Source organism: Corynebacterium sp. HMSC036D03 (assembly GCF_001836185.1).
GTDB classification, from domain to species: Bacteria; Actinomycetota; Actinomycetes; order Mycobacteriales; family Mycobacteriaceae; genus Corynebacterium; species Corynebacterium simulans.
This window is the reverse complement of sequence record NZ_KV827743.1, coordinates 148,053-173,699: the sequence shown is the minus strand read 5'-3', so window position 1 is coordinate 173,699 and position 25,647 is coordinate 148,053. Positions and strand designations below refer to the sequence as shown.

Sequence of the window (25,647 nt, the reverse complement as noted above, 5' to 3'; positions counted from 1 at the left end):
TAGATGTTCCTCGGCGGTAAAAATCCTCACGAACCGGACCACTAGGAGATTCTTAGATGACCGCCACCATTAAAGGCCTCGTCGGCGAGTTGCCAACGAGCAACGAAAAGCTCATTTCTTGGATTAGCGAAAGTGTTGAACTCTTCCAACCGGAGCGCGTGGTCTTCGTAGACGGCTCCCAGGAAGAAGCAGATCGTCTGGCAGGCGAGCTCGTCGAAAAGGGCACGCTCATCAAGCTGAACGAGGAAAAGCGCCCGAACTCCTACTTGGCTCGCTCTAACCCTTCCGACGTCGCGCGTGTAGAGTCCCGCACTTTCATCTGCACTGAGTCTGAGGAAGATGCGGGCCCTACGAACAACTGGGCACCGCCAGCGGCGATGAAGGAGGAGATGGCAGAGGCATTCCGCGGCTCCATGAAGGGCCGCACCATGTACGTCGTTCCTTTCTGCATGGGGCCAATCAGCGACCCAGAGCCAAAGCTGGGTGTGCAGCTGACTGACTCCGAGTACGTCGTTTTGTCCATGCGCATCATGACCCGCATGGGAGCACAGGCACTGGAGAAGATCGGTGCGGACGGCGACTTCGTGCACGCTCTGCACTCTGTCGGCGCTCCTTTGGAGGAGGGCCAGGAGGATGTGGCTTGGCCGTGCAACGAGACCAAGTACATCACCCAGTTCCCAGAGACCAAGGAAATCTGGTCCTATGGTTCCGGTTACGGCGGAAACGCCATCTTGGCCAAGAAGTGCTACGCGCTGCGCATCGCTTCTGTTATGGCCAAAGAAGAGGGCTGGATGGCTGAGCACATGCTCATCCTGAAGCTGACGAACCCAGAGGGCAAGAACTACCACGTTGCGGCGGCTTTCCCGTCTGCTTGTGGCAAGACCAACCTCGCGATGATTACCCCGACCATCCCGGGCTGGTCCGCAGAGGTTGTCGGTGACGACATTGCTTGGATGCACCTGCGCGAGGACGGCCTGTACGCCGTCAACCCGGAGAACGGCTTCTTCGGCGTTGCGCCGGGCACCAACTACGATTCCAACCCGATTGCCATGAAGACCATGGAGCCGGGCAACACCCTGTTCACCAACGTTGCGCTTACCGACGACGGCGATGTCTGGTGGGAGGACATGGGCGAGGCTCCAGCCCACCTCATCGACTGGCTTGGCAATGACTGGACCCCTGAGTCCACCACCAATGCGGCACACCCGAACTCTCGCTACTGCGTTCCGATTACCCAGTGCCCAACCGCTGCACCGGAGTTCGATGACTGGAAGGGCGTCAAGATTGATGCCATCCTGTTCGGCGGCCGCCGCGCGGATACTGTCCCGCTGGTTACTCAGGCATTCAGCTGGAACCACGGCACCATGATCGGCTCCCTGCTGGCTTCTGGCCAGACTGCAGCTGCGGAGGGTAAGGTCGGCGCACTGCGCCACGACCCAATGGCTATGCTGCCGTTTATCGGCTACAACGCTGGCGACTACCTGCAGCACTGGATTGACATGGGTGAAAAGGGCGGCGAGCGTATGCCGTCCATCTTCCTGGTCAACTGGTTCCGCCGTGGCGAAGATGGCCGCTTCCTGTGGCCGGGCTTCGGTGAGAACTCCCGCGTTCTGAAATGGATTGTCGATCGCATCGAGGGCAAGGCTGAGGCTGTCGAGACCGTCGTCGGCCACACCGCTCGCGCTGAGGACATCGACATCGAGGGCCTGGACTTCGATATCGAAGATGTTCGCGAGGCGCTGGCCGTCAACGCTTCCGAATGGGCTGGAGACATGGAAGACAATACCGAGTGGCTGCACTTCCTGGGCTCCCGCGTTCCTTCCGAGGTGTGGGACGAGTTCAATGCTTTGAAGTCCCGCGTGGAAAACGCCTAATCTTCTTACTTTCCACGGTTGGCTAAGTCTAAAGCAGTTAGCTGATTGCTGAAGAGGCCGACTTCTGGACAGCTTGAGTAACTGAATTCAGGCTGTTTGGGCATCTAGGGTCTGGCTCCGATCATGCATCGGAGCCAGACCCTTTGTGTTATTTCGGGCAAATGGTAGGTCAAACAAAAGGCCTAAAAGGACAGAAGTCGATTGAGCCGCGATAAAAAGAATGGCGGTGAAACAAACTCGTACACCACGCTAACGGGCGCAACCCAATTTTCGCGGATCAGCCAACTGCATCCTTGGATAAAGCTAATGCAGCTGTAGCTATTGTTACCCACGACGACCGTGTTCGGAAACAATGTTCCCGAACGTTTGAATTGGATACATTTTGCGGGGAATCGGGCTCAACGGCGTAGCACGAGGACAAGGTTTGAGGTAAGGAACTCGCGCAGGACGGGCACCCGCGTTACCCACCACGCCCAGCTGGGGTGGTAGCGCGGGAACGTCGCTACTAGCGTCGGACCATCCACAGTGGCGCCGCCAAGTGCGGCGCCACTGCTGGTGATAGCTTCCGCCCACTTAAGGCCCTCGCGGGCAGAGACCGCGAACAGCGAAGTGCCGAAGACGTTCTTCGGCGGGTGGCCGTGGCGGCGGGTATAGCGATCGCGGGCGAAGGCGCCGCCGACATAGTGCTCCCAGAGGCCGGTCTCGTGCCCGCCGAAGGGGCCCAGCCACACGGTGTAGCTGAGCACAACCAATCCGCCGGGCTTGGACACGCGCAGCATTTCTTCTCCCATATCCCATGGATGCGGGATATGTTCGGCCACGTTGGAGGAGTATGTGATGTCGAAGGTATCTGCAGCGAAGGGTAGCTGCGTGCCATCACCGCGCACGGCGCTCGCCAGGGCAATTCCCGCCGCGGACATTTCCCCGGCGTCCGGTTCCACGCCGAAATACTGTGCCCCGCGGCGGGCGAAGGCCTCTGCGAAATAGCCCGGGCCGCCGCCGACGTCGAGAACGCGCGCGCCGGTGAGTTGGGTGCCGGCGTCGTGGCAGAGGGCGTCGATAAGCAGTGCGGTGTCTTCGGCCAGACCGCCGTAAAAAATATCCGGCGCAGTCTGCTCAAAGCGGAAAGAACGGAGCAGGCGCCACGAACGCGCGAGCGTGGCCAAGGCACGGGTTTGTTTCATAACCCACTAGGCTAGTAGTTCGACATGAAGATTCTTTTACTGTGCTGGCGTGATTCCACCCACCCTCAAGGCGGTGGCTCGGAACGCTATCTGGAGCGCGTCGGGGAGTACCTGGCGGCGCAAGGCCACGAGGTGGTCTTCCGCACCGCGCGGCACATGAATGCTGCAAAGCGTGAGCATCGCGAAGGCGTTTTATATTCTCGCGGCGGTGCCAAGTTCAGCGTGTATCCGCGCGCGTGGCTAGCCATTTTGGCCGGGCGCTTGGGGCTTGGCGACGCCAAGAACATCGATGTCATTGTCGATACCCAGAACGGCATTCCTTTCTTCGCCAAACTGGTCTCGAAGGCGCCAACTGTTTTGCTCACCCATCATTGCCATCGCGAACAATGGCCGGTTGCGGGCCCTCTCTTGGCACGTTTGGGGTGGTTCTTGGAGTCGAAGGTTGCGCCAAGGGTTTATCGGAGCAGCCCTTATGTGACGGTCTCGCAGGCTTCCAAGCAGGATTTGGAAGAGCTGGGAATTAAAGGCGCGCACATCATCGAAAATGGTGTCGACCTACTGCCAGAACATGTGCCGACCCTGCAACGCGAGACGGCCATCCATCTGGTGACGCTCTCGCGGTTGGTTCCGCACAAGCAGATTGAACATGCGATGGACACGGTGGCAAAGATGCCTGGCGCGGTCCTCGACGTCATCGGTTCCGGCTGGTGGGAAGCGCAGCTGCGTGAGTACGCCGAGCGCATTGGAGTGGCCTCGCGGGTTCGCTTCCGCGGGCAGGTTACCGAGGACTATAAGCACGCTTTGCTTGCGCTTGCCGACGTCCACCTCATGCCCTCGCGCAAAGAAGGCTGGGGGCTGGCAGTGATGGAGGCCGCGCAGCACGGTGTGCCGACGGTGGGCTATTCCTTCGGGCTGCGCGATAGCGTCATCCCGGGCCAGACTGGCGTGCTGGTCGATACCGAGGAAGAGTTTGTGCGGGCAGTCCGCGAGCTTGTTGCGGATGCGAGTTTACGCCGTCAGTTGGGCGAGAATGCCCGTGAGCTGGCAGCACATTACTCCTGGGAGAAGACGGGGCGCGCTTTTGAGAAGTTGCTAACGCAGACCGCTCGTGCGACGGCGGGTAGCTAGAAGGCCTGGACGGACCAGCAGCCAGAGCACTAAGCAGGCCAGCGGGCTGGCCACCCAGGCGGCGGTAAGAGCCCACGGAACCTTGGGCGCGGGGGCGGGCGGCTCGGCGACGATGCGGCCGTCAACAACCACCGCGCCCACGCCGAGTTGGGCGAGCTTATCTAAGTCCTGGTCCTGCCAAGCTTGCAGCGCTGCGCGGTAGGCGGGCTGGGCTTGGTCGACTACAACGCCGTCGACGCGCAGTTCGCCGGATTCCAGTTTGTTCACGGCCTTCGAATACGGGTCGACTGCGGTGGTGCCGTCGGACAAAGTGACGAGGGAGGGGCGTTGCGGGAAGAGTGCTAGCCGGCCGTCTAGCTCTTCGACGAGCTGGTGATCAATGCCGCTGGGGCGTGGCGTGAGGACAGCTAGCTCGCGTGGAGTGTCGGGAGCCTGAAGCAGGCAGGCGAGGAGCGCCAAGGCTGCGGGGAGGTTAGGCAGGGCGCCGATACCGGCGACGTAGAGGGGTAGGGCAAGTAGCGTTAGCTTGGAGGCGTCGCGAAGCAGGCCCGCGCCGGGGACCGTTTCAATCAGCCACGCCAGTGCGCCGGGGCAAGCCCAGGAAATAAGCGCGCTGCCGAGGCCTACGGCGGCGAGGAGGAGCAGGGGGCGTCGGCAAGCGGGGGCGAGGCGGCGGGCGCCGAGCAGCGCAACAGCTGCAACCACTAGCCCTGCGAGCGCAAAGCCGTGGTGGCGGGAGTCGGGAACGGCGTCGGCGCTCCAGATGCCGCCGAGACCAAGGAGAGCGCCGACGGTGCCCACGCCAGCTTCCGCGCGAGGCGCGAATGCAGCCACCTGCGCGGCAGCCGGACCGGGAACTGCGTTGTTGGTAATCGCCGGCACCAGCCACGGCAGGCACAGCGCCACGCCACCCGCGGCGAGCTTGAAACGGCCAGTAACAAGGGCGATTAGCACGCCGAATACGCCGCCGGTGGGAGTAAGGGAACTTGCCCACAGACTCAGCCACGCGGGAATCGCGCGCTTGTGCAGGCACGCCCATGCCAGAACTGGCGCGAGCCATCCCGCAATTGCAAGGGACCAGTGCCCCAGGAGCAGGCGCTCGACGATGAAAGGATTGGCCACCGCACAAGCCATCGCAGCGGCGGCGGAAAGCGAAGTGCGGGCCCACTTCGCAGCAAAGTATGCGCTAGCACTTGCGGAAGCGGTGACGAGCACGCGTGCGAACCAATCACCTCCCAGCAAAGCTAGCGCGCCGTCCTGGGGCGCATTACGGGCGGGCAGCGAGCCCAGCCCAAAGTTGGAGGCGGTAAAACCGGGGTTGCGGAGTAGAACCATATCGCGCCACACCATCTCGCCGGGCAGGAAAAACGGCCAGCACACTGCCACCACGAGCAGGGCGCCCCACAGCCCTAGGCCCCAGCGCGCGGACCTGCGGCGCGCGGACCTGTGGCGCGCGGGTTTAGGCGCCGGCACGGTGGCGGCGCATGTACATAAAGGCGGCATAGGCCAGCAAGATAACGCCGATGACCTTGCCTAACCAGCCGACGATGCTGAGAATCTTCACGTTGTTGATGGTCGTGCGTACCGTGTCCAAACGTTCCTTCTTGGTGGCATCGGACCAGTTCAAGCTGGCCTGGAAGAGGGAGCGGTCGGCAGTGTCGTCCTCAGCGACCATCTTCTTCGCCTGGTCCTGGTCAGTGGCGAGGAAAATCTTTATGTCCTCATGAGCATCGACGATGGTGCCGGTGGTTGGTTCTACCCAGACGTCACGCGTGACCGTGTAGAAAGGCTCGAGGCTGACGTGCTCGGTGGGGTCCAGCCCGAAGCGGCGCAGCGACTCCTCATCGAACATCGCCTGCGCCGGGCCGGAGCGCTGTAGCTTCTCTGGGCTCGTGCGTGTGGCTTTCTCATCGGGGGTTTGCTGCTGCAAGACACCCAGCGAATAGGCCAAGGCAACCGGCTCAATTTCCTGGTGGAAGATGTAGGTCGGAATTGTCTCGCGCTTTTCGGTACCGGTGAAGTCGATGGGCGCTGTGGTCTGCGTCATCGGATCGAAATACGGGTAGCTGCGCTGTTCCGCCTTAGCCGGGAAGAAGTAGCTGATGCCATCGCGCGAAAAATCGCGGCCTGCCGCAGAGATATTCAGCGGGGCGATATCAACCTGCTGTGAGCTATTGGGCCCTGCTACCGGATAAGCGGATTCGCGGTTGAGCAGTGAGTTTTCCTTGATCTCCGCGATAGTCTGGCCATTCGAGGTGACCTGGAGGAGGGAATCGGCGGAAGCCACGGCGTCGTCGGCAGTAGGCGAGGTGCGGGTGGTGCGTTTGAGCGAAACGTCTCGTTCCTCTGCATAGCAATAGAGTGGAGCATCCTTGGCATCGCAGTCAGGGTTGCCGTGGGTATCCGCTGGCTTCTTGTGTTGCACAGCGCGGCTGACGTTAAGAGCCGTGCCCTGGGTAGGGGCGGTGTCGATGGTGAAGTTTAGATCATCAGGCAGCGGCCGGGCCTGATTGTTGTACAACGGCGGCAGCACAGAACCGAGGAGCAAAAAGACGATTGCGGCGACGATCACCTTCGTCATCCGCGAGCTCCAGTTAATCAGCCGCTTCATTACAGTAGAGTTCCAATCAGTTTACGTGCGCCGTGCATCATGAGGAGGAAGGAAAAATTAGTGTGGCTTCCCATTCTTCCTTAAAGAGCCTACCCCGCCATATTTCTGAGTTGGATGGTATGCGAGGCTGCGCCGCTTTGGGAATTGTGGTCACGCATGTCTCCTTTCAAACGGGCACCGGTTGGGGGATTGCGGAGCGTTTCGATTACTTCGTTTCGGTGTTCTTTGCGCTGAGCGCTTTCCTGCTGTGGCGCCGGCGCGGCCTGCACAGCCCGCGGGATTATGCGTGGTCCCGCGTGGGACGCCTGGCGCCTGCGTATCTGGTGTGTGTGGTGCTGGTCTTCGCACTGCTTCCCGACGCCCACTCCGCCACCGCTACCCAGCTATTCAGCAACCTAACGGGCACGCAGATTTATGTAGTCGACGGTCTGGCGCCGGGACTTACGCAACTGTGGTCGCTGTGTGTGGAGTTCGCGTTTTATCTGGTGCTGCCGCTGCTGGCGGCGGTGATGCGCGGATGGTCGCGGCGGCGCAGGGTGTGGGCCATTGCTGTGGCGGCGGTGCTGAGCTGGGGCTGGGGCTTTGTTCCCTTCGTGGCTGATTACGCCAAGGGGGACGTGAATTCGCAGATTTGGCCGCCGGCGTATGCCTCGTGGTTTGCAGTCGGGATGCTGCTAGCTGAAGCAGAAACTGTGCGCGGGCAGTTTCCAGGGTGGCTAAAACGTGCGCTGCGGATGCGGTGGGCGTGGTGGCTGGTGGCGTGTGGTTGCCTGTGGCTGGCTAGCCGCGAGTGGTTTGGCCCGCGGGGTTTGGCGCATCCGGAGCCAGGGGAGTTCGCGCGACGCATCATGGTGGGCGCGGTCTTTGCGGTGTGCGTGATGGCGCCTGTGGCTTTGGCCCCACGGAAGTCTTCGCTGCTGAGCAGCCAGTGGGGGCAGGCTTTGGGGCGTTGGTCCTACTCGCTGTTTTTGTGGCACGTTGCGGTGTTGTCGGTGGTCTTTCCCTTGCTGGGAGTGCCGTTGTTTTCGGGCAAGGTCGTGGACTTCTGCGTGGTCTTCGCGGTGACGGTGGCGGGCAGCCTGCTGGTCTCGGCCGTTAGCTACGCCGTGGTGGAAGAACCCGGCAGGCGGTTGGTTGGTCAGTTCGCGCGGCGGCTGGGCCACAGGACGCAGGCTAGCGAGGCAGCGCACAAGCAGGTCACGAGGACCGAATCGCCGGCATAGCTGCCGCTGGCCCACGGCGCGCGGGCAAGCATGGTCCCAGCCGCCGCCGTCAGGGCGGCGGCTAAAGGAGCAGCGCTTAGCGACGTCCATCTCAACACCACCCACGCAGCTACACCCGCGAGTACGGCGGGCAGGCCGAGCAGGCTGAGCGTACCCAGGCCGCATACTGCAGCGAGAATGTGGGCGCCGCGGCCATCGTCTGGCTGCCACGGCGCGGTGGGGCGGCGGCGAAGAGAAAGCAGGCAGCCGGCCACGGTCAGCAGGGCCAGCGCGCCGCCTAAGCCAAGCGCGGCCTTATAGGTACGCGCCGCGGCAAAGCTCATGCGGAAGCTACCGCTTCTGCCTGCGGGAATAACAAAAGCCTGGAGGGAAGCGTTGATCTCTCGCGGCGCGAGGTCGATGCTGCCGGCCTCCGAATCGAGGTGGCCCTGCAGGCCGGGGTTAAACGCATTGCCGGTGATAAGCAGCCGGTCCTGCCCCGTGGCTTCGATGGTGCCGGAGGTTCGTTTGCTGGCGGCGGCCGGTGACCAGCCCACCTCGCGCAGGCTGATCCATCCGCCGGTGCTGCGCACGCGGTGGGTGCCGGAGCGGAGGGTGAGGTGCGCACCGGGGTTATAACGCACACCGTCGATAAGCACGGGCTTGCGGGCGTCCAGCTCCAACCGCATGGTGCGGGGCACCGTGAAGTCACGGATGAGGATACGGGTGTCCTGGGCTAGCTGCTGGAAGAAGAACTGGTGGACGTCCGGGGAAGTCGCCGGAACGGTGACCACGCGCTCGATGGGGGAGCCCACGACCTGCGCGTTGGCGATGCCCACGCGCTCGGAAAGATCGATGCGGATGCTGCGGGTATCCCCACCTGGCACGCGCACTTCTCGGGAGCGGTAGGGCTTGAGCTTAACCTTGACCTTCGCGCTTCCCGAGCGCACGGTGACCTCGGTGTGTCCAGTGGACATGAGCTTGACCACCGGCGCGTGCCACGCCGGCGTATTCGGGTCCTTGTTTAGCTCCAGCCAGCCGGTATCGCCGGGGGCGGGCCACCAGGCGGTGGAATTTTCGCCGTCAACAGCAGCGGTGCGCGAGCGCGCGGGATTGGCGCCGCCGAAGGCATCGGCGTCGGCAGCCGAGGAAGAAGCGCGGACTGTGCCGCCGTGCGAAACCACCTTTGTCAGCGGCCCGGCGGAGGGGTAGTCGCGCAGGCGGTTATTCACCGTCGAGGGATCTCCCTCGGCCAAAGGCGCGGAGATGGGCCCGTCGAGGGTGCCGTAGTTGCGGTCGGTCAGCGTGGGCGTATCGGTGACGATGTCGGCGTCACGATCGACGAGCTCGTAGGCAGGAGCCGAACCGTCACCATGGGCATCCAGGAAGGCCAGGGACTCCCCGCCGCCGGCCACGCGGACGGGATTGGCGGAGGTCAGCGTGCCTACGGCATCGTCGGCATGCGGGAGGATGATGACCTCCACCTCGTCATCAGGGCCGAAAGAGTGGACCTGCCCGCCGTAGGAGGAAGCATCGCGCCAGGCCGCCAGCTGGGAGTCATCGCGGCCGTTCGCGCCCTCTGTAGAGACTAAGTCGTGGCGCAGCAGCACCGCACCGATGCCGAGGCGGCGCAGCGCGGCGCTACCGGTGGCGGGATCTTCGTGGAGGGCTGCCACCACGCCGTCGAGTCCGCGGATGGCCTCGGGCGGGACGAGGGGGATGGCGTCGCGGACGGCCCACGGGACGTCGAGAAGCGGCTGTGCCGGCTCATCGCGTGTCCAACCCCAGTCTTGGCGTGCGAAAGAGGTCTCGGGGAACAGCAGCGTGCGCGTGCCTTGGGCATGGGTGTTGAGGAAGTCCACGGCCTCGTGCCAGTACTCCGGGACCTTTTCGTAGGCGCCCTTGGGAAGTAGACGCCCAGTCCACGCGGGCGAGAAGGACGCGCAGGCAATGGCGGCCACCAGCACCGCCACCGCTTGGCGACGCCCCGGCCGCAACCACTCGTCCCGTACCCGCGGCAGGGGCAGGGCGGAGGTTGCCGCGGCGAAACCGAGCAGCAGTGGGATGCGCACGAGCGGATCGAACTTGTGGAGGTTTCTTAGCGCGGCAAGCGGGCCGTCGAGCGCGTTGAGATACCAGGCGGCGTGGGTGCCGAGGATAGCGATGCCCACGCAGGCCATGACCGGCCAGACTCGCGGCAGTCGTGCTAGGCCGTAGAGGCCAATTGCTGCCACCGTCATGGTGACCAGTACGAAGAAAGGCTGGGTGGCCAGTGCATATCCGGCCGCGCGCTCCGTGTCGACGAAGGGTGCCCAGCTGGTGGTGCCGCGGAGAATTTCCGGCAGGTTTAGCCAGCGGGTGGTGACATAGGAAGACTCGATGAACTCAGTAAATGGCGGGGCGTAGCGCCCCAGCACCAAAAGCGGCACTATCCACCACAGAGAAACCGCCGCGCAGCCGGCCAGCCACACTAGGCCGGGACGCCAGGCTCGGCGGTACAAAAGCACCACCGCTGCCGGAACACAGGCAGCGAGGGTAGCGGTGGCATTGACCGCGCCCATCGCTGCCACCGGCAAAACTGCTGCCGTGGCGCAGCGCCACGTTAGCTCCCGGCGCAAGAAGGGCAGGATGACCCACGGCGCCAGCATGACCGGCCAGGTCTCCGAGGAAATCGCGCCTATCGTAGTCAGCGCGCGGGGCGAAAGAGCGTAAAGCAGGGCCGCAAGAAAAGGCCAGACAGGCGAAACCTCCCGCCTAAGGCCCTCCCGCCTAAGGTCTCTGAACTGCGGAGGAAGAGACGCATAAATCAGCCGGTGGAAGCCCCAAAAGCCCACGCCTAGGACGAGCAACCACCACAAGCGCTGAGCTACCCAATCCGGCAGCGGCGAGGTAAGAAGAAAAAACGGGCCCTGCGGGAAAAGATAACCATAAGCCTGGTTCTGTAACTGGCCGAGCGTAAAGACCTCGGTATAGGCGCTGGTCGCCCCGCGTAGAAAGCCCAGGGGGTTAGCGGTGAGATCGTGCTTGGTATCCGCCGCAACCAAGCCAAAGGGCTGGGTAAATACAAAAACAGCGAGAGCTAAAAGCCCGCCTATGCGCCAGCGGGACTGCGCATTCATTAGTTCCTAGAGCCGTACTCCGGGCCGCCCATTACGGCATCAGAAGCGGAAACTGCACCGTCCGACGGAACTGCATCAGCATTAGAAAACTGCGCGATGCCGATGATGGTGATGACGCCGAGGGCGATGCCCACGACGGTGCTGCCCACGGCGGGGCCGAGGGTGCGCTTGTTGAGGGAGTCCGTCTCGAGTGCCATAAACCCACATCCTAGCAGCTACCTGCTAGAAATTTAGCTATCTTCTTCCTCCGCGTCGTCGTCCAACTCGGGCGGAACAATAAAGACCGGAAGGCCAGCGTTACGCACGATGTGCTCGGCCGTGGAGTTGGTCCACCAGCCGCGGAAGCCACTGAGAGCGCGGGTGCCGGTGACGATGATATCGACGTCGAGTTCTTGCGCGGCGTCGACAATAGCGGAGGCAATCGTGGTCACCGACTCCACCAAGTGGGCGCGGCCGGAAAGGCCCAGGTTTTCTGCAACCTCGACTCCTTGCCTACAAATCCGCAGCGCTTCCTCATAGGCCGGATCATCTTCCACCGCTTCCGGCGCCACCGTGGACTGGTGCATGCCAGTACGGCTGACTGCACGCGCTGCCTGACGGGCCATCGGCTCCCACGCCGTCAAAATCTCGACGTGGCGCGGGCGCAGCAGGCGGGCTGCGTGCTCCATCGCGCGGGCTGCCCGAGTGGAGCCGTCGTAAGCAATCAACATCGTCTCACCGTTACTCATGGATGCCATACTAACCCCCTCCGCGGGCATATCGCTGGGAATCGTGCACACTGGAAGGCATGGAACTTTCCCCGTCCCCGATGTTCTCGGCCCGCACTGCGGCTGCCGCTGTCCTCACGCTTGGGCTTGGTTTTGGCCTGGCTTCCTGCGATAGCGAGCAGCCGGAAAGCGCGCAGGAGCCCGCAGCGTCGAGCTCGGCGCCTGGTGCGGTGTCGGCAAGCGCGGCACCGAGTACAACCCCCAGCGAGGAAGTGCCTGTGCCCGTGGACCGCCGCCAGCTGGCCGCATCGGTGCTCATGCCGCCCGCGGTGAACTACGACGACGCGCTGGCCATACTGCAGGCCGGCGCCGGCGGAATCTTCATCCCCAGCTGGGCAGACCCGGCGCTGCTCAGCGAGCCAGGACGCGACATTAACGCCCTGCGTGCGGCAGTGGGCCGCGATTTCCAAGTCTCCATTGATTTCGAAGGCGGGCGTGTACAGCGCTTTTCCGAAATCCTCGGCGAGCATCCCGCGCCTGCGCAGATGGCCGCCGAGCATAGCCCAGAAGAGGTCGAGCAGATGGGTGCCGAGATCGGGCGCGTGCTGAAAGAACATGGCATCAACGTGGACTTCGCGCCGGTTCTCGACGTCGATGGTGGCGAACTCGAAGTAGTAGGCGACCGTTCCTTTTCCACCGACCCCAAGCAGGCCGGCGAGTACGGCGCGGCTTTTGCCCGCGGCCTGGAATCGGCGGGAGTAAAGGCTGTGTTCAAGCACTTCCCAGGTCACGGCCGCGCTTCCGGTGACACCCATCTCGGCGAGGCTGTGACTCCGCCGCTGGAGGAGCTTTACGGCCACGAGTTTGTGCCTTTCCAGGAGGCGATCCCGGCGGCTCCTGCGGCGGGACTCATGATGGGGCACCTCGTTGTGCCGGGGCTGGGCGACGGGCAAACCCCCGCCTCCATCAATCCCGCGGCATACCAGCTTGCGCGCGAGCAGCTGCACTATGGCGGGCCTATCTACACCGATGACATCGGCGGCATGGCCTCTATCGCAGACACCATGAACGTCCCGCAGGCGGTGGTGGCTGCGCTGGCTAGCGGCGCGGATATGCCACTGTGGTCCACGGATGCTGAATTCCCCGCGGCTGTCGATGCGGTGGCCGCAGCACTCGATGACGGCACGCTCACCGATGTGCAGCTGCAAGCCTCCGCCCAACGGCTTACGGGTGGAAAATTGCCCGAATAGTAAGAGCTGATCAGGACCTTACTAGGAAAGTTTCAGCTTGAACGATAGTCTTTAAGGCGTGAAAAAGGCAGTAGGAAAGCAAACTGGCAAAGGCTGGCACATCACACTCGGTGTGATTGTCGGCCTTCTCCTCATCGCAGGCATCGCCTATGGGTGGGATGTAGTTGCGAATCAGGGCAAGGTCCCGCGCGCGACGTCGGTTGGCGGCGTCAACATTTCCGGCATGGAGCGCACCGCAGCGGTGGAAAAGCTGGAGCGGGAGCTTGGCGACGTCGAGACTAAACCTGTCTCGGTCGCCTCTGGAGAGAAGTCATCCCAGTTGGTGCCGAATGAATCCGGCTTGATTTTGAACTATCAAAAGGCCGTGGACGGTATCCCTGATGCTTCCTATAATCCGTTTAGCCGCCTTTATAGCTTCGTGAAATCCACCAAGGAAATCCCGGTGGCCGTGGACGTTGATGCCGCGGCTTTGGACAGTACTTTGGAGCGGGTAAAGAAGGAACTTTCCTTCGAGCCGAAGGACGGCATGCTGGAGCTAAACAACGGCGGCCTGAAGGTAACCAAGCCGGTCCTTGGCCAGACCGTGGATGATGCGGATCTGCAGAAGTCGGTGAAGGATAACTGGCTGGACCCAGCCGGCGTTGAGGTGGCGCCTGTTGTTGTGGAGCCGGCGATTAACGACGACGCGATTGAAGCAATGCGCACCGGTGACGTCGCGAAGGCTTTGGATAACCCGCTGACCTTGAACGGTGAGAACAATGTCTCCGGCACGCTGCGCAAGGATGAGATCGCGCAGTTTGTTTCCATCGAGGCAAAAGACGGCAAGCTGGAACTGAAGGTGGATACCCCGAAGGCGCAGCAGTTGTTTGAAGAGCACATGGATGGCTCGCAGGTGCCAGGCCAGAATGCCAAGATTTCCTTCAGCGGCAGCAAGATGAACGTGACTCCTTCGGTCGATGGCTCGATTATCGACTGGGAGAAGACCATGAAGGATTTCGACAAGCGCGTTAAGGGCGACGAGCGCACCTGGGATGCGGACTACAAGCCGGATCCGGCGGAGTACACCACGGAAATGGCGGAGAAGGCAACCTTCAACGACACTGTTTCTGAGTTTTCTACCGGTGGCTTTTCGGGCGCTTCGGGTGAGAACATCCGCCGCGTGGCGGAGGAAGTAAACGGCGCTGTTGTCAGCCCGGGCGAGACTTTCTCTCTTAACGGCTACACCGGCCCGCGCGGTACTGCGCAGGGCTATGTGGAATCCGGCATCATTATTGATGGCCACTCCGGTACTGCAGTGGGCGGCGGCATCTCGCAGTTCGCCACCACGTTGTACAACGCTGCCTACTTCGCTGGCATGGAAGATGTGGCGCACACGCCGCACTCATACTACATCTCACGCTACCCGGCGGGCCGTGAGGCTACCGTGTACGAGGGTGCTATCGACCTGCAGTTTAAGAACACCACGAACACCCCGGTCCGCATTGAGACCAGCTTCGGTGGCGGCAAGATCACCGTCCGCTTCAAGGGCGTGAAGACCTACAACGTGGAGTCTGTCAACAACGGTCGCTGGGCCACTACCCAGCCAACCCGTATGTCGGTGGGTGAGGATTGCTCGCCGTCGTCAGGCGCGCCGGGCTTTACTACCTCGGATACCCGCATTATTAAGGACCTCTCCGGCCGCGAGATTTCGCGCGAAACCACCACCACGGTCTACGACCCGCAGCCCATCGTCTCCTGCGGTTAGGTCATGGCTCGGCCGATGCACACCGCGGTGAAGGACCCGGCGGACGTCGATCAGCTGGCCCAGCACCCGATTGCCTTTCGCCGCGTGGCCGGCCTTTTCGCAGCCCACCGCGGCACGCTGCTTGTGGTGGTAGCGCTCATCATCGCGACCTCTGGGCTGACGGTGGTGCAGCCTTTCTTGGTGCGCCGCACCGTGGATGAGGCCATTCCCAACCACGACACCGCACTGCTTCTGTGGTTGGTTGGCGGCATGCTGGCCATCACCGTGGTCTCCCAAGCCATTGGCGTTATCCAGTCCTTTTTATCCGCGCGGGTGGGGCACACCATCATGCACGAGCTGCGCACGCAGGTCTTTGCCAACCTGCAGCGCCAATCGCTGCAGTTCTTCACCAATAACCGCGGCGGCGAAATCCAGTCCCGCCTGACCAATGACATCGCGGCGATGCGCGGCATGGTGACCACAACCGCGACATCCGTGGCCAGCAACCTCACCATGACTGTGGCTACGTTGGTGGCGATGGTGGCGCTTTCGCCTACCCTCTCGCTTTTGTCCCTGGTGGTACTGCCGCCTGCAGTGTGGCTGACCCGCCGCGCCGCCGTTCTGCGCCGCAGCCTCATGGAGAAAAACAGCCGCGCGCAGGCGACGCTGCAGCAGACCATTTCGGAGAACCTGTCCGTGTCCGGCATGCGCCTGGCGGCCACGCTGGGTGCGCAGGAGCGCGTCTATGACGGCTTTGAGAAAACCTCCCGCTCCCTCATCCGTTTGGAGCTGGAATCGCAGTTGGCCGGGCGCTGGCGCATGGCGCTGACGCAAATCATCTTCGGCGTGATGCCGGCCCTGATTTACCTGGCGGCCGGCTTGCGCCCGGGCATTACGATTGGCACGCTCATCGCCTTTTCCACCCTGCAGACCCAGATCTTCCGTCCCATTACCGGCCTGCTCAACGTGGGCGCGCAGTGGGTAGCGTCGATGGCGCTGTTCAGCCGCATCTTCGAGTACCTGGACTTGGAGCCCGAACTCACGGAGACCACCCAGCCCGCCCAGCTTGCCGACGCCTCCCTCACCCTCCACAACGTCTCCTACCGCTACCCCGGCACCGACACCGACGCGCTTTCCGACGTCTCCCTTTCCATCCCCGCCCACACCACCACCGCGCTAGTGGGGCATACCGGGTCCGGCAAGTCCACGGTGGCCGCACTTTTTGCGCGCCTTGCCGATCCGACCGAAGGCACCGTGCACCTGGGCGGGGTCGACCTGCGCGATATTCCACCTGAGCAGCGCGCGGAGGTCATTGGCGTGGTCTCCCAGGAGACCTACCTGATTCACGGCACGGTGCGGGAGAACCTCCTTTTCGCGCAGCCGAATGCGAGTGAGGAACAGATGTGGGCGGCGCTTAACGCCGCGCGCGTGGACGAGGTCATCGCCGCGCTGCCGGAAGGTCTGGACACAGTGGTGGGCTCGCGCGGCTACCGCTTCTCCGGCGGTGAGCAGCAGCGCCTTTCGCTTGCCCGCACGTTGCTGCGCCAACCACGGGTGCTCATCTTGGATGAGGCCACCTCCGCCCTCGACAACGAGACGGAGCGCGCCATCCAGGAGGCAGTGCTTGGCGCGGATGCTACCCGCTTGGTCATCGCCCACCGCCTGTCCACTATCCGCGATGCCGACCAGATCATCGTCCTCGACGCCGGCCGCGTGGCCGAGCGCGGCACCCACGCTGAGCTGCTGGCCCGCGACGGCGCTTATGCGGCGCTCCTTCGTGCCGCGAAAACTACTGGTGATCGTTCTTAGAGAGCCCCGCCAAGAAACCTAGGGATGTTAGCTTTCTATCTGGAGTTTGTTAAAGACCGAGAAAATATATGGCTTCGGGATTGTCCTGAGGTACCTTCTTGCCGCGCCCCAGTGGTTGCCCATGAAGATTCACGTCTACCTGGCGATATTGACAGTGTTAATGGTTGTGCTGGTGGTTGCATGGCGCTCTTGGTAAGCGTTTCGCAGTGAGATAGTTGCCACCAATGTGCCTGGGCAAGGCTGCTAGAGCCCCCGTAAGGGGGCGGTGAGGTCGATATCACTCAAAGTGGAATGGCAGCTACCAATACCGCAGTTTAACTGCGAATATAATTATTATCTGCGCGGGGGGGGGCGATTACTTGAGAGGGCTAGCTGGTTTTATGGGAAGCGGGCATTTGTTCGATATCGCATTTCTTCTTCTAGGTATAGGGTCTAGCTATGTAATCCACAGGCTACCGTTACTTAGGCTAGGGGCCCGGGTAGGTGCCTTACCTTCTTGGGAACGTCGCTCTATGTGGGTGAAAGATTCTTAGCGATGGGCCGGGCCATGGTGTGTAAACCGTGGGGAGTGGATTGCGTACAGCTGATGAGGCGCGGTGTCTCATTACACAACTCATGTAAAGGACCTGTTTCCGTGAACAAGATCTCTCGTACCGCTCGTTCGGTCACTTTCGCAGCAGTCGTAGGCCTCTCCCTGGGGATCTCCGCTCCGGGCGCCCTGGCTCAGGACGATACCGCCGCCGATGCTTCGGCGACTACCACTTCTGAGGCTCCCGCGGGCACCTCCGTTAACCCGGCCAACATCGACTTTTCCAAGAAGGGCTCCATCACCCTCTACAAGAAGAAGGGTGCCGAGTCTGGTAATGCAGCTACCGGCCAGGAGATGGAAGGCGTACAGGGTGAGCCGCTCGCTGGTGTGACCTACAAGATCACCAAGCTGAACTACGACCTGCAGAATGGCGACTGGTCTAAGTTCCCGAAGACGGCTGCCGATGCCAAGGGCCACGAGACTGAAGAAACTTTCGAGACGACCACCGGTGACGACGGCAAGGTGGCTTTCGAGAACCTGGATCTTGGCATCTACCTCGTTGAGGAGACCGATGCTCCTGCCGGCATCGTGTCTGGTGCTCCGTTCATCGTGTCGGTGCCGATGGTCAATGAGGCCTCCGATGCGTGGAACTACAATGTCGTGGCCTACCCAAAGAACACCGAGACCAAGACTGAGAAGACCGTCAAGGATGCAGATAAGCACATCCAGGATGGTTACACCTACACCATTAACGCTTACGCCCCGACCTGGGGCGAGGGCAAGAGCCTGACTGCTTTCCGCTTCGAAGACCAGCTGGATAAGCGCCTGGACTTCCAGAAGGTTACCGAGGTCAAGGCTGGCGACACTGTTCTGGAAACCGGTGACTACGAGGTCAACACTCCGGCTGACAACAGCAACAAGCTCATCGTCAAGCTGACTGACCAGGGCCTGACCAAGGTTGAGTCCGGCGACAAGATGTCCCTGACCTTCGAGGTCAAGCGCAAGGAGGTTGGCGACACCACTGAGCTGAAGAACCAGGCTGACGTCATCTTCAACAACCCGAATACCGGTAAAGAGGTCAAGAACAAGACCAACGAGGTCGTGACCTACCACGGCAAGCTGAAGGTTGTGAAGAAGGACGGCAAGGAGGCCGGTAAGGTCCTGCAGGGTGCGGAGTTTGAGCTCTACCGATGTGCCTCCGCGCAGGATAAGCTCGAGAACCCGCTGAGGGTAAACGGTGCGAACAAGTGGACTACCGGCGCTGACGGTACCTTTACAATCGACGGCCTGCACGTCACCGACTTCGAGGACAGCAAGGAGGTTGCTCCGGCAACCAAGAAGTTCTGTCTGAAGGAGACCAAGGCTCCGGCTGGTTATGCACTGCCGGAGAAGAACGTTACCGAGATTGACTTCACCCGCGAGAATATCGCGAAGACTGGTGAGCTCAACGGTGACGACAAGATTACCCTCGTGTCTGAGATCGACAACATCAAGCAGGACACCCCGAACCTGCCGATGACTGGTGGTGCCGGTGTCGGAATCCTGGCCGCTATTGGTGCAGCCATCGTCGCAGCTGGTGCATGGTTCGCTCGCCGTACCGCGCGCAACTAATAGCCGGGCGTAGTTCCGGTGGCGCAGACTGTCCATGGTGGTCTGCGCTGCGGGTCGGGTAGCCAAGGTAGGCAGCCCGACCCAATGAGGGGACTGGACTAGGCGTAGATTCCGGTCCCTATCTTTCTCTTTCGTTGTAATCCCGGTCGCGCTGCGCTAGCGCGTGGGCATTGTTTTGGGTGGTGCGGGTCGTTGACTTCGGTGGTAGGCCAGGAAATGGGCCGGCGGCACAGGCGCCGTGGAGGCTTAGCTCTTCCGGCGGTAATCGTTGTCGTCGGGTTGTTGGTGATGCTGTACCCAGTGGTCTCGACCGCCTGGAACAACTGGAATGCCTCACGGGTGGCGCAAGAGTATGCGCGACTGGACAAAGAGACACCGGCGCAGGTGCAGGACTCCGTATGGGATGCTGCGCATGCGTACAACGAGGAGCAGACTTCGGGTCCGATCTTGGATCCGTGGCTGAACCGTATCGGTGTGGATAATCCCGATTATGAGGCTTACCTGGAACAGTTGGGTGAGACCGAAGCGATGGCTCGCCTTGTCTTCCCAGCCGTAGACGTTGATCTGCCGGTGTTTCATGGCACCGCGGATAAGACACTGCAGCGTGGACTAGGACATTTATATGGCTCTGATTTGCCGGTAGGCGGACCAGGAACTCATTCCGTCATCACGGGGCATACGGGCCTGGCGAATTCAACGATGTTTGATCACCTCGACTCTGCCACCGAGGGAGATGTGTTCTACATCCAGGTTGCTGGCCACAAATTGAAGTACGTCGTCGACAGCATTCAAGTGGTTCTGCCGAGTGAAGTTGATGGCCTACGGCCAGTCGCCGATCAGGACTACGTCACGCTGATTACGTGCACTCCGTACGGGATCAACACGCATCGCTTGCTGGTGCGTGGCCATCAGGTTCCTATGGAGCCGGGGGAGGAGTCGGTATTTGAAGGCTCCCACGGCCCGGGTTGGCAATGGTGGATGTACGCACTGTTGGCTGCGGTGATTGTCATTGGTTGCTGGCTGGTGTGGTGGCTGCGACGGCAGAAGGCGGCCGGAGCGCAAGAAATTATTGGTGAAGAAAGTAGCGTGCGGGAGTAAGGCGATGAAGAGGTTGACAAATACTTGGTCGGCCCGAGTGGTTTCCGTCGGAGTAGCGTGTGCGGTTTCGTTCGCAGGGCCGGGCGTGGTTGCTGCAGAAGCGGTGCAGGTTGCCGGGCAGCAGTCCACTGGTGCCGAACGCACTTCGGCTACGGATACAGTGACAATCCGGCTGACACAAGGCAATCCCAACGACGATGGCCAGGCGCCCTCGGGAAAAATCCAAGGTGTCACAATTCATCTGGACCGGCTTGCCGGCTTGGACCCGACCAACGCTGACGACGCAGCCCGCGTACGGAACGCGAATCTCGACGAGGTTCGTGATTGGCGCACCGATGTGCACGTGGATCTGGTCACCAATGCCAATGGCGAGGTGACGTTTGATGGTCTAGCTCATGGCTTCTATGTGGTGACGTCTACAGCGCCGGATGATTCCTACCGAGAGATAAACCCGTTTGTGGTGGCGGTTCCATTCCACACGGTGGTAGATAACCCGAAACCAGTACCAGGAGTGATTGTGGCCAAGACCCACAAACCGGGTGAAACGCCGACGCCACCCACGTCGTCATCTGCTCCGAGCGCTCCGTCGTCACGCCCGGATACCCCGCAAACACCTCCGAACTATCCACCGACTAAACCAGGGAAGCCACCTCACCAACCCGAGACAACGCCGCCGGGTACTCCAAGTGCCGGTAAGACCTCAACCCCAGTAACGCCGTCGGGCAATGGTGGCTCATTGGCGATGACCGGTGCACAGGTAATCGGTGTAGTAGCCGCAGCGTTGGCATTGATTGCCACTGGTTTCGTGATGATTGCCTTTAGCCGTAGGAAGAATTCAGAAAGCGAGGGACGGTAATGTCCTGGACAGATTCTCATCTGGTCGAGCCGGTAGCGTATCGCTGGCGCGTCGTAGGGGCGTTCGCTGCAGTGCTGGCCCTAGTTTTTAGCGTCGCTGCGCCGGCTGCTCTTCCAGGTTTCATTGGCGCTGTCGCCGAGGCACAAACCACAGCGTTGCGTGTCGAGCTTGATTCCGCAGACCAACTGAGCCTGACTGTTGGCGACTCCGCAACATTTGAAGGCCACTTTGTTGACGCCGGAACCGTGGAGGAGTTGGAATTCACTGTTGAGACTGCAGGACTGGAGTTCGACGGCTCGGCCTACACACTGACTATCGACGGCGAAGTGATCCCCGTCCGCGAAGGAGACAACCTCGTTGTAAAATCAACCAGTTCTTCAGTGACTTTCCGAATCGCTGGCCTTTCTACTGACGTGCCAGCAGGGGCAGCTTTCTCACTGAAGATCCCAGCGGTCGCAGAGGAATCCGAACTGAGCGGGATGTCCGTCGACGTGCGTGGAGTAGCCGAGGAGACTACCAGCACGTCATCACCTGAATCCAGCGAAGCCTTAGAAGCCCCTTCGGAGGTGACTGAGCCGCTTGATATTGCTGACGTTGACGCGGCCCCAGCCCGTCTGATGGCGGCGCCGAACATTACCCCGTACGCTGCAGGCGACCGCACCATCACGATGGTAAACGATGGATACGTGCTTAAGGGAAGCCGATATATCCCGAACTTTAAGATTCCGTCCGGTGAGCTTTTTGGCGGCCAGCTGTCCATTCCGCAAGGCACGGTGGTTACCCTCAAATCCAGCGTTAACAGTTATTTATCGACTAACCCTGATGACCTGACGATCTATTACACCGGTGCCAACGGAGGTTGGTATGAGGCGAAGGTGACCTACAAAAGGATTAGCGCCAAGGAATACCAAGTCATCCTGCCGCAGATTACTATTGGTGGCACCGCACAGATTCAGTTTAAGGGTGTTCACCGCGGGCCAGACAATACAGTGTTTACAGCTTCCTTCACTGTTCCTGCGAAAGAAGAGTGCCAAGATCCGGTTACAAGCAGGCAGCCAAAGCGCGAGCTCACCCCAGCTGAATTTGCTGACGGTAGCCCTGTCTACGTTGTGACCAGTGAGCCTGCAGGCCGGACCCGCGATACCTCTGTCCTGCGCCGGCAGATCGACCAGGGCCGCGATTACCGGCAAGTAGGCGAGAAGACCCCATGGGTTTATAACTCTCTAGCATTCAATTCGAGCGACAACTGGCTCTACGCGGTGAGCCAGATTCGCGGCGAAAATGGTGATCCTTGCTACCCAGCAGGACATCTCCTGCAGATTAATCCGGCGACCGGTGTGGTACATAACCTTGGGCCTATCCTTACGTCCGGAAGCACCGGTACCCCTTTCGAAACGAGCAGCGACCGGGATCTGCTTAACGCGGGCGTGTATACCAGCGAGGGTTTCTTCGTGGCTAACACGTCTACCTCTGGTACTCGGCGCCTTTATAGAATCGATGTCGATAATGTCACTGCTAAACGCGTGTTCGGAAACCAGCAGTCTTTTTCGGAGGACTGGGCGGTGCTCCCTCAAGCCCAGAAGTACATGTGGGGCTTCCAGAGTAGATCTCAGGCCGGCGACAAGCTGATTCTTGAACGCATCGATACTCAGACCGGGGCAGTCAAGACCTGGGATCTCACGGGAATCAAGACTTTGGACGGGCGCACTATCTCCAACCCCTCCGCCTCGTGGGGCAAGGCATGGACCTATTCCAATGGAAACCTAGGGTTTGGATCGGGTAGTTCGGCTGCGAATCAGCTGGGTTTTGAGCTAAAAATCAGTAACCCGGACTCCGAAAGTCCGACGTTCGAGTTGGTCAACATAATGAACAACCTGCCTGCTTCATTTAACACGGATGCTGCTTCCGATCTGGTGCCGCCGCCGCCAGCGCTGCAATCCAACATTGCAGTGAAGAAGCAACGCTCCGAGACCAAGGCGGTAAACGGCGAGGTCCGTACTTTCTGGACCATTTCGGTGGAAAACACCACAGCTAACGCCAGCTCGGGAGGCACGTTCTGGGAGTACCTACCAACGGATACTCACTATGGGGTGAATGCTTCCGGTCCCACTGCTAAGTTCGAAGGCTTTGGGCCTGGATCCACACTCGTCAACGGGCGTAATCCAGGGCCTAACGAGATTGGCCCGGGGGCCGGTATTTATGCAGGCATGACTGTCCCGTCCGGAGCGGACGGTGAGTCCCGATACATGAAGGGCTATGTTGGTACACTTCCAGGACACGCGAAGGTAGAGTATGTCGTCTCTGCGCCGGTGCGAACGGATAAATACGGCAACCTCAAGACGGTGTGTAGCCCGAACAAAGTGGCTTTCCAAGCCACTGATGGTGAGGCCGGTAGCGACAACGTTGCTACTGAAGCCTGCTTCAGCAAGGTTGCTGTCGACAGTGCACCGCAACCTGTTCCTGGTGCGGCGAATGAATATACCGCGAAGTACAACGTCGTAGTAGCCGCCCCGGATGCTCCCGGCTTCGACACCAATGAGGTGATCTACGGAAAGCTGACGGATACCCCGAAGTTCGTTGGTGCCGCCACGGTTACTGGGGCCACTGTGGTCTTCAAGGACGAGTTCAACAAGACCAGCCAGCCGCAGTCGTACCAGGGGGCCGGTCCGTATGAACTCAACAAGAACGACACTCCAAAGATCATTAAGCCCAAGGGCGTCAATGGAAGCTCCGGGCAGCACGTCTACGAGGTGACGGTGCGCTTCAAGCTGGATCGAACCAAATTGAATAGCACATCCGTCCCTGCCGGGTACCCGAGTCAGCCTGCCGGTAACTCCCGCTGCTACACCAAGGATGGCCTACATGAACCCAACTTTGGCCTCATGAACGAGGCAGAGATGGGCGGTTGGAAAGACACCTCTTGTATCCCGCTGGAGACCAAGCAGATGGATGTCCTGCTTGAAAAGGTGAGCTATGATCCAGCCGCGCCGGACAAGATTCAAACCGACGAGTTGCTCGACGGCGCGCAGTTCACCGTCCACCGTGGTGACGCTGACGGCAACTTGAAGCTCAACGCGGATGGCACCGTCAATACTGATGCTAACCCCGTAGTGAAGCAGTCCACGACCACCACCACAGGCCGCGTCAAGCTCGAAGGCTTGGATGCCCCTGGCGTGTACTACCTCATCGAGACCAAGGCGCCGAACGGCTATAACCTGCTGCCCGCGCCAATCAAGTTCTCGACGGAGTGGGATCAGAATGGCAATGCAGTCATCAAGGTGCTCTCCGGAGGAACTGCTATCACCAGTAGTAGGTGCGCTGAGTCCGACACTGCTGCCAATTGCGTAAAGAAGGTCGGCATCCTTCAGGTCGCCGACATCACCAAGGGTGCACTGCCCAAGACCGGTGGTGAGGGCGTAGGCCTGTGGGCTCTCGCTGGTGCCGCGATTGTCGCGGCAGGGTGCCTCGCTTTGCGACGCCGCTGGGTATAGAACCACCGCTTGCGGCTACTTTTAGAAAAGGCCCGCTCTTCCAAACAACCAGGGAAGGGCGGGCCTTATTGTATCTTCATTGGCGGCTAGGAATCTTGCGGGTCGTCGTCAAGCGCGGCGTCCTTGGCGTTGCTGACATATTTGCGCCACCAGTAGATGAGCAGAAGCACGATGATGACAGCGGCTGCCAGAATGACCCACATCCACCACTGCCAGTGAACACCCGAGCTGTTGAACGCAGCCTCATCTTCCGGATCCATCGGCACTTGGTGGCCGGTGACGAGCAAGCGGTGGGTATTAACACCGTAGGGGGTGCAGGTAATGAGCGTAACGAGGTCCTGGCCTGGCTCACGGTGGAGCGAGCTGGTGTCCGCAGGCTCGACGACCCGAATATCGTGCACCTCGTACTTGAGCTTCTCGCCGCCGGCGGCGATGTAGAAAGCATCGCCCTTCTTGACCTTGGTGAGGTTGTCCCACAGCGTGGCATTTTGTAGGCCTGTGTGGGCGGAAAGTGCTGCGTGCCGACCCTCGCCATCACCTACGCCGCCGACAGGTAGGTCCGTGCCGTAGAGGTGGCCAGCGCCGCGGGAGAGCGCCTTTTCTGAAGTGCCGTGATAAATGGGCAGATCGGAATCGATAGAGGGGATGACGATACGACCCATGGCATCGGTCTCAGACAATACCGACAGGTACTGGCGGTAGCGCTGGTACTCGGGGGAGTCTTCGTTATCGGTGGTGGTCCACGCGTCGCCAATGCTGATTTGGCCCAACCCGGCGTTGTAGGCTTGTGCTTCCTCCCATGCGGTGTGCAGTACTTCTGGCGGGGCTTGCTTCTCCAGCTTGGCGTATTCCTCGGCGGCGCGGGATTGGGTGTGGTTGTTCCACTGCGTGGCCACGACGGGGTAGAGCAAGACACCGAGACCGACGAGGATCAGAATTAACGCAATGATGGCGTTGGGGTTGACGACGCCCTTCTTCTTGGGTGCGTCGCTGATTTCCGCTGGTTCGTGCTTGCCCATTGTGTCCTGCCTGTGTGGGGGTCTGTTGCCGCGCGTCCTAGGGGTTGACGTGGGGTACATAACGTGAGTGTTAGAACCTCAGACTAGATCGGAGAGAATCCGAAACTGTGCCTAGTCGCCGATAACGAAGCACAGGGCTTCATACCGATTTAGAGTGGCCTCATCGATGGCTAAGTTTTGATCAACCGCGCACAGTTCGCGGAGTTCATCGATTGTGCGGGGCGCAAGCTCTTGGAGTAGATGCTCACACTCAGCGCGAAGATCCGCTGTGGTTTTGGGCGTGAAGATAGGGGCTGTCATGGTCCATCCTGTAAGTATGAAATTAGTCCATGAACTGGGAAAATAAGTGGAGCCGACGACGGGAATCGAACCCGCGCCAGCAGCTTGGGAAGCTGCAGTTCTACCATTAAACTACGTCGGCGCAATGCATCTTGTG

General features: G+C 60.8%; 17 protein-coding genes and 1 tRNA gene. 10 read left to right on the top strand and 8 right to left on the bottom strand.

Translation table 11 applies throughout. The features are described from left to right. Positions 1–56: 56 nt before the first annotated feature. Positions 57–1,874, top strand: coding sequence for a phosphoenolpyruvate carboxykinase (GTP) (locus tag HMPREF2692_RS07985; protein ID WP_070433126.1), 1,818 nt, complete (start codon positions 57–59; stop codon positions 1,872–1,874). Positions 1,875–2,272: 398 nt separating this feature from the next. Here HMPREF2692_RS07985 and HMPREF2692_RS07980 read toward each other — a convergent pair whose 3' ends face one another. After that, positions 2,273–3,058: a class I SAM-dependent methyltransferase gene (locus HMPREF2692_RS07980; RefSeq protein WP_070433127.1), complete on the bottom strand. Its 786-nt coding sequence runs from the start codon at positions 3,056–3,058 to the stop codon at positions 2,273–2,275. A gap of 24 nt (positions 3,059–3,082) precedes the next feature. On the opposite strand from HMPREF2692_RS07980, the gene HMPREF2692_RS07975 reads away from it, so the two are divergent. Continuing rightward, positions 3,083–4,186, top strand: a complete 1,104-nt coding sequence (locus HMPREF2692_RS07975; protein ID WP_061924992.1) for a glycosyltransferase family 4 protein — start codon at positions 3,083–3,085, stop codon at positions 4,184–4,186. On the opposite strand, the gene HMPREF2692_RS07970 is transcribed toward HMPREF2692_RS07975, so the two are convergent. Continuing rightward, positions 4,151–5,689 carry an MmpA family trehalose lipid delivery protein gene (locus HMPREF2692_RS07970; RefSeq protein ID WP_246823437.1) on the bottom strand — a complete coding sequence of 513 codons (1,539 nt, stop codon included), beginning with the start codon at positions 5,687–5,689 and terminating at the stop codon, positions 4,151–4,153. The two genes, HMPREF2692_RS07975 and HMPREF2692_RS07970, sit on opposite strands and share 36 nt — an antisense overlap. Then, positions 5,646–6,797: a PorA family protein gene (locus HMPREF2692_RS07965; RefSeq protein WP_070823324.1), complete on the bottom strand. Its 1,152-nt coding sequence runs from the start codon at positions 6,795–6,797 to the stop codon at positions 5,646–5,648. The genes HMPREF2692_RS07970 and HMPREF2692_RS07965 overlap by 44 nt, the downstream gene beginning before the upstream one ends. A 119-nt stretch (positions 6,798–6,916) precedes the next feature. Between HMPREF2692_RS07965 and HMPREF2692_RS07960 the strand changes: the two genes are divergently transcribed. Beyond that, positions 6,917–8,020, top strand: a complete 1,104-nt coding sequence (locus tag HMPREF2692_RS07960; RefSeq protein WP_070823322.1) for an acyltransferase family protein — start codon at positions 6,917–6,919, stop codon at positions 8,018–8,020. On the opposite strand, the gene HMPREF2692_RS07955 is transcribed toward HMPREF2692_RS07960, so the two are convergent. Genes HMPREF2692_RS07955 through HMPREF2692_RS07945 form a run of 3 tightly spaced genes read right to left on the bottom strand, consistent with a single transcriptional unit; the run spans position 7,936 to position 11,846 of the window. Then, the gene (locus HMPREF2692_RS07955) at positions 7,936–11,118 is read right to left on the bottom strand and encodes an alpha-(1->3)-arabinofuranosyltransferase domain-containing protein (protein WP_061924983.1); all 3,183 of its coding nucleotides are present in this window, start codon (positions 11,116–11,118) and stop codon (positions 7,936–7,938) included. The genes HMPREF2692_RS07960 and HMPREF2692_RS07955 overlap by 85 nt on opposite strands. Beyond that, complete coding sequence (locus tag HMPREF2692_RS07950) at positions 11,118–11,315, bottom strand: DUF2613 domain-containing protein (RefSeq protein WP_061924980.1); 198 nt, start codon at positions 11,313–11,315, stop codon at positions 11,118–11,120. The genes HMPREF2692_RS07955 and HMPREF2692_RS07950 overlap by 1 nt, the downstream gene beginning before the upstream one ends. A 33-nt stretch (positions 11,316–11,348) precedes the next feature. Next, positions 11,349–11,846, bottom strand: coding sequence for a universal stress protein (locus HMPREF2692_RS07945; protein WP_061925158.1), 498 nt, complete (start codon positions 11,844–11,846; stop codon positions 11,349–11,351). Between the two features lie 59 nt (positions 11,847–11,905). Here HMPREF2692_RS07945 and HMPREF2692_RS07940 point away from each other — a divergent pair, with 59 nt between their 5' ends. The 7 genes from HMPREF2692_RS07940 (at position 11,906) to HMPREF2692_RS07915 (ending at position 24,192) form a co-directional block, all read left to right on the top strand. Beyond that, positions 11,906–13,075: a glycoside hydrolase family 3 N-terminal domain-containing protein gene (locus HMPREF2692_RS07940; RefSeq protein WP_235591086.1), complete on the top strand. Its 1,170-nt coding sequence runs from the start codon at positions 11,906–11,908 to the stop codon at positions 13,073–13,075. 58 nt (positions 13,076–13,133) lie between these two features. After that, the gene (locus HMPREF2692_RS07935; RefSeq protein WP_210400652.1) at positions 13,134–14,819 is read left to right on the top strand and encodes a VanW family protein; all 1,686 of its coding nucleotides are present in this window, start codon (positions 13,134–13,136) and stop codon (positions 14,817–14,819) included. A gap of 3 nt (positions 14,820–14,822) precedes the next feature. Next, complete coding sequence (locus tag HMPREF2692_RS07930) at positions 14,823–16,607, top strand: ABC transporter ATP-binding protein (RefSeq protein WP_070823320.1); 1,785 nt, start codon at positions 14,823–14,825, stop codon at positions 16,605–16,607. A 634-nt stretch (positions 16,608–17,241) separates the two neighbouring features. After that, positions 17,242–18,747 (top strand): SpaH/EbpB family LPXTG-anchored major pilin, encoded by a 1,506-nt coding sequence (locus tag HMPREF2692_RS07925; protein ID WP_070455355.1) that lies wholly within the window; start codon positions 17,242–17,244, stop codon positions 18,745–18,747. Positions 18,748–18,963: 216 nt separating this feature from the next. After that, entirely contained in the window at positions 18,964–19,845 is an 882-nt protein-coding gene (locus tag HMPREF2692_RS07920; protein ID WP_070432260.1) for a class C sortase, read from the top strand. A 4-nt stretch (positions 19,846–19,849) separates the two neighbouring features. After that, positions 19,850–20,701, top strand: coding sequence for an isopeptide-forming domain-containing protein (locus tag HMPREF2692_RS12720; protein WP_083323821.1), 852 nt, complete (start codon positions 19,850–19,852; stop codon positions 20,699–20,701). After that, positions 20,701–24,192, top strand: coding sequence for a prealbumin-like fold domain-containing protein (locus HMPREF2692_RS07915; RefSeq protein WP_070432261.1), 3,492 nt, complete (start codon positions 20,701–20,703; stop codon positions 24,190–24,192). The genes HMPREF2692_RS12720 and HMPREF2692_RS07915 overlap by 1 nt, the downstream gene beginning before the upstream one ends. Positions 24,193–24,278: 86 nt before the next feature. Here HMPREF2692_RS07915 and HMPREF2692_RS07910 read toward each other — a convergent pair whose 3' ends face one another. Then, positions 24,279–25,211, bottom strand: coding sequence for a class C sortase (locus tag HMPREF2692_RS07910; RefSeq protein WP_070432262.1), 933 nt, complete (start codon positions 25,209–25,211; stop codon positions 24,279–24,281). Positions 25,212–25,558: 347 nt separating this feature from the next. Next, positions 25,559–25,632, bottom strand: a tRNA-Gly gene (locus HMPREF2692_RS07900). Positions 25,633–25,647 lie beyond the last annotated feature (15 nt).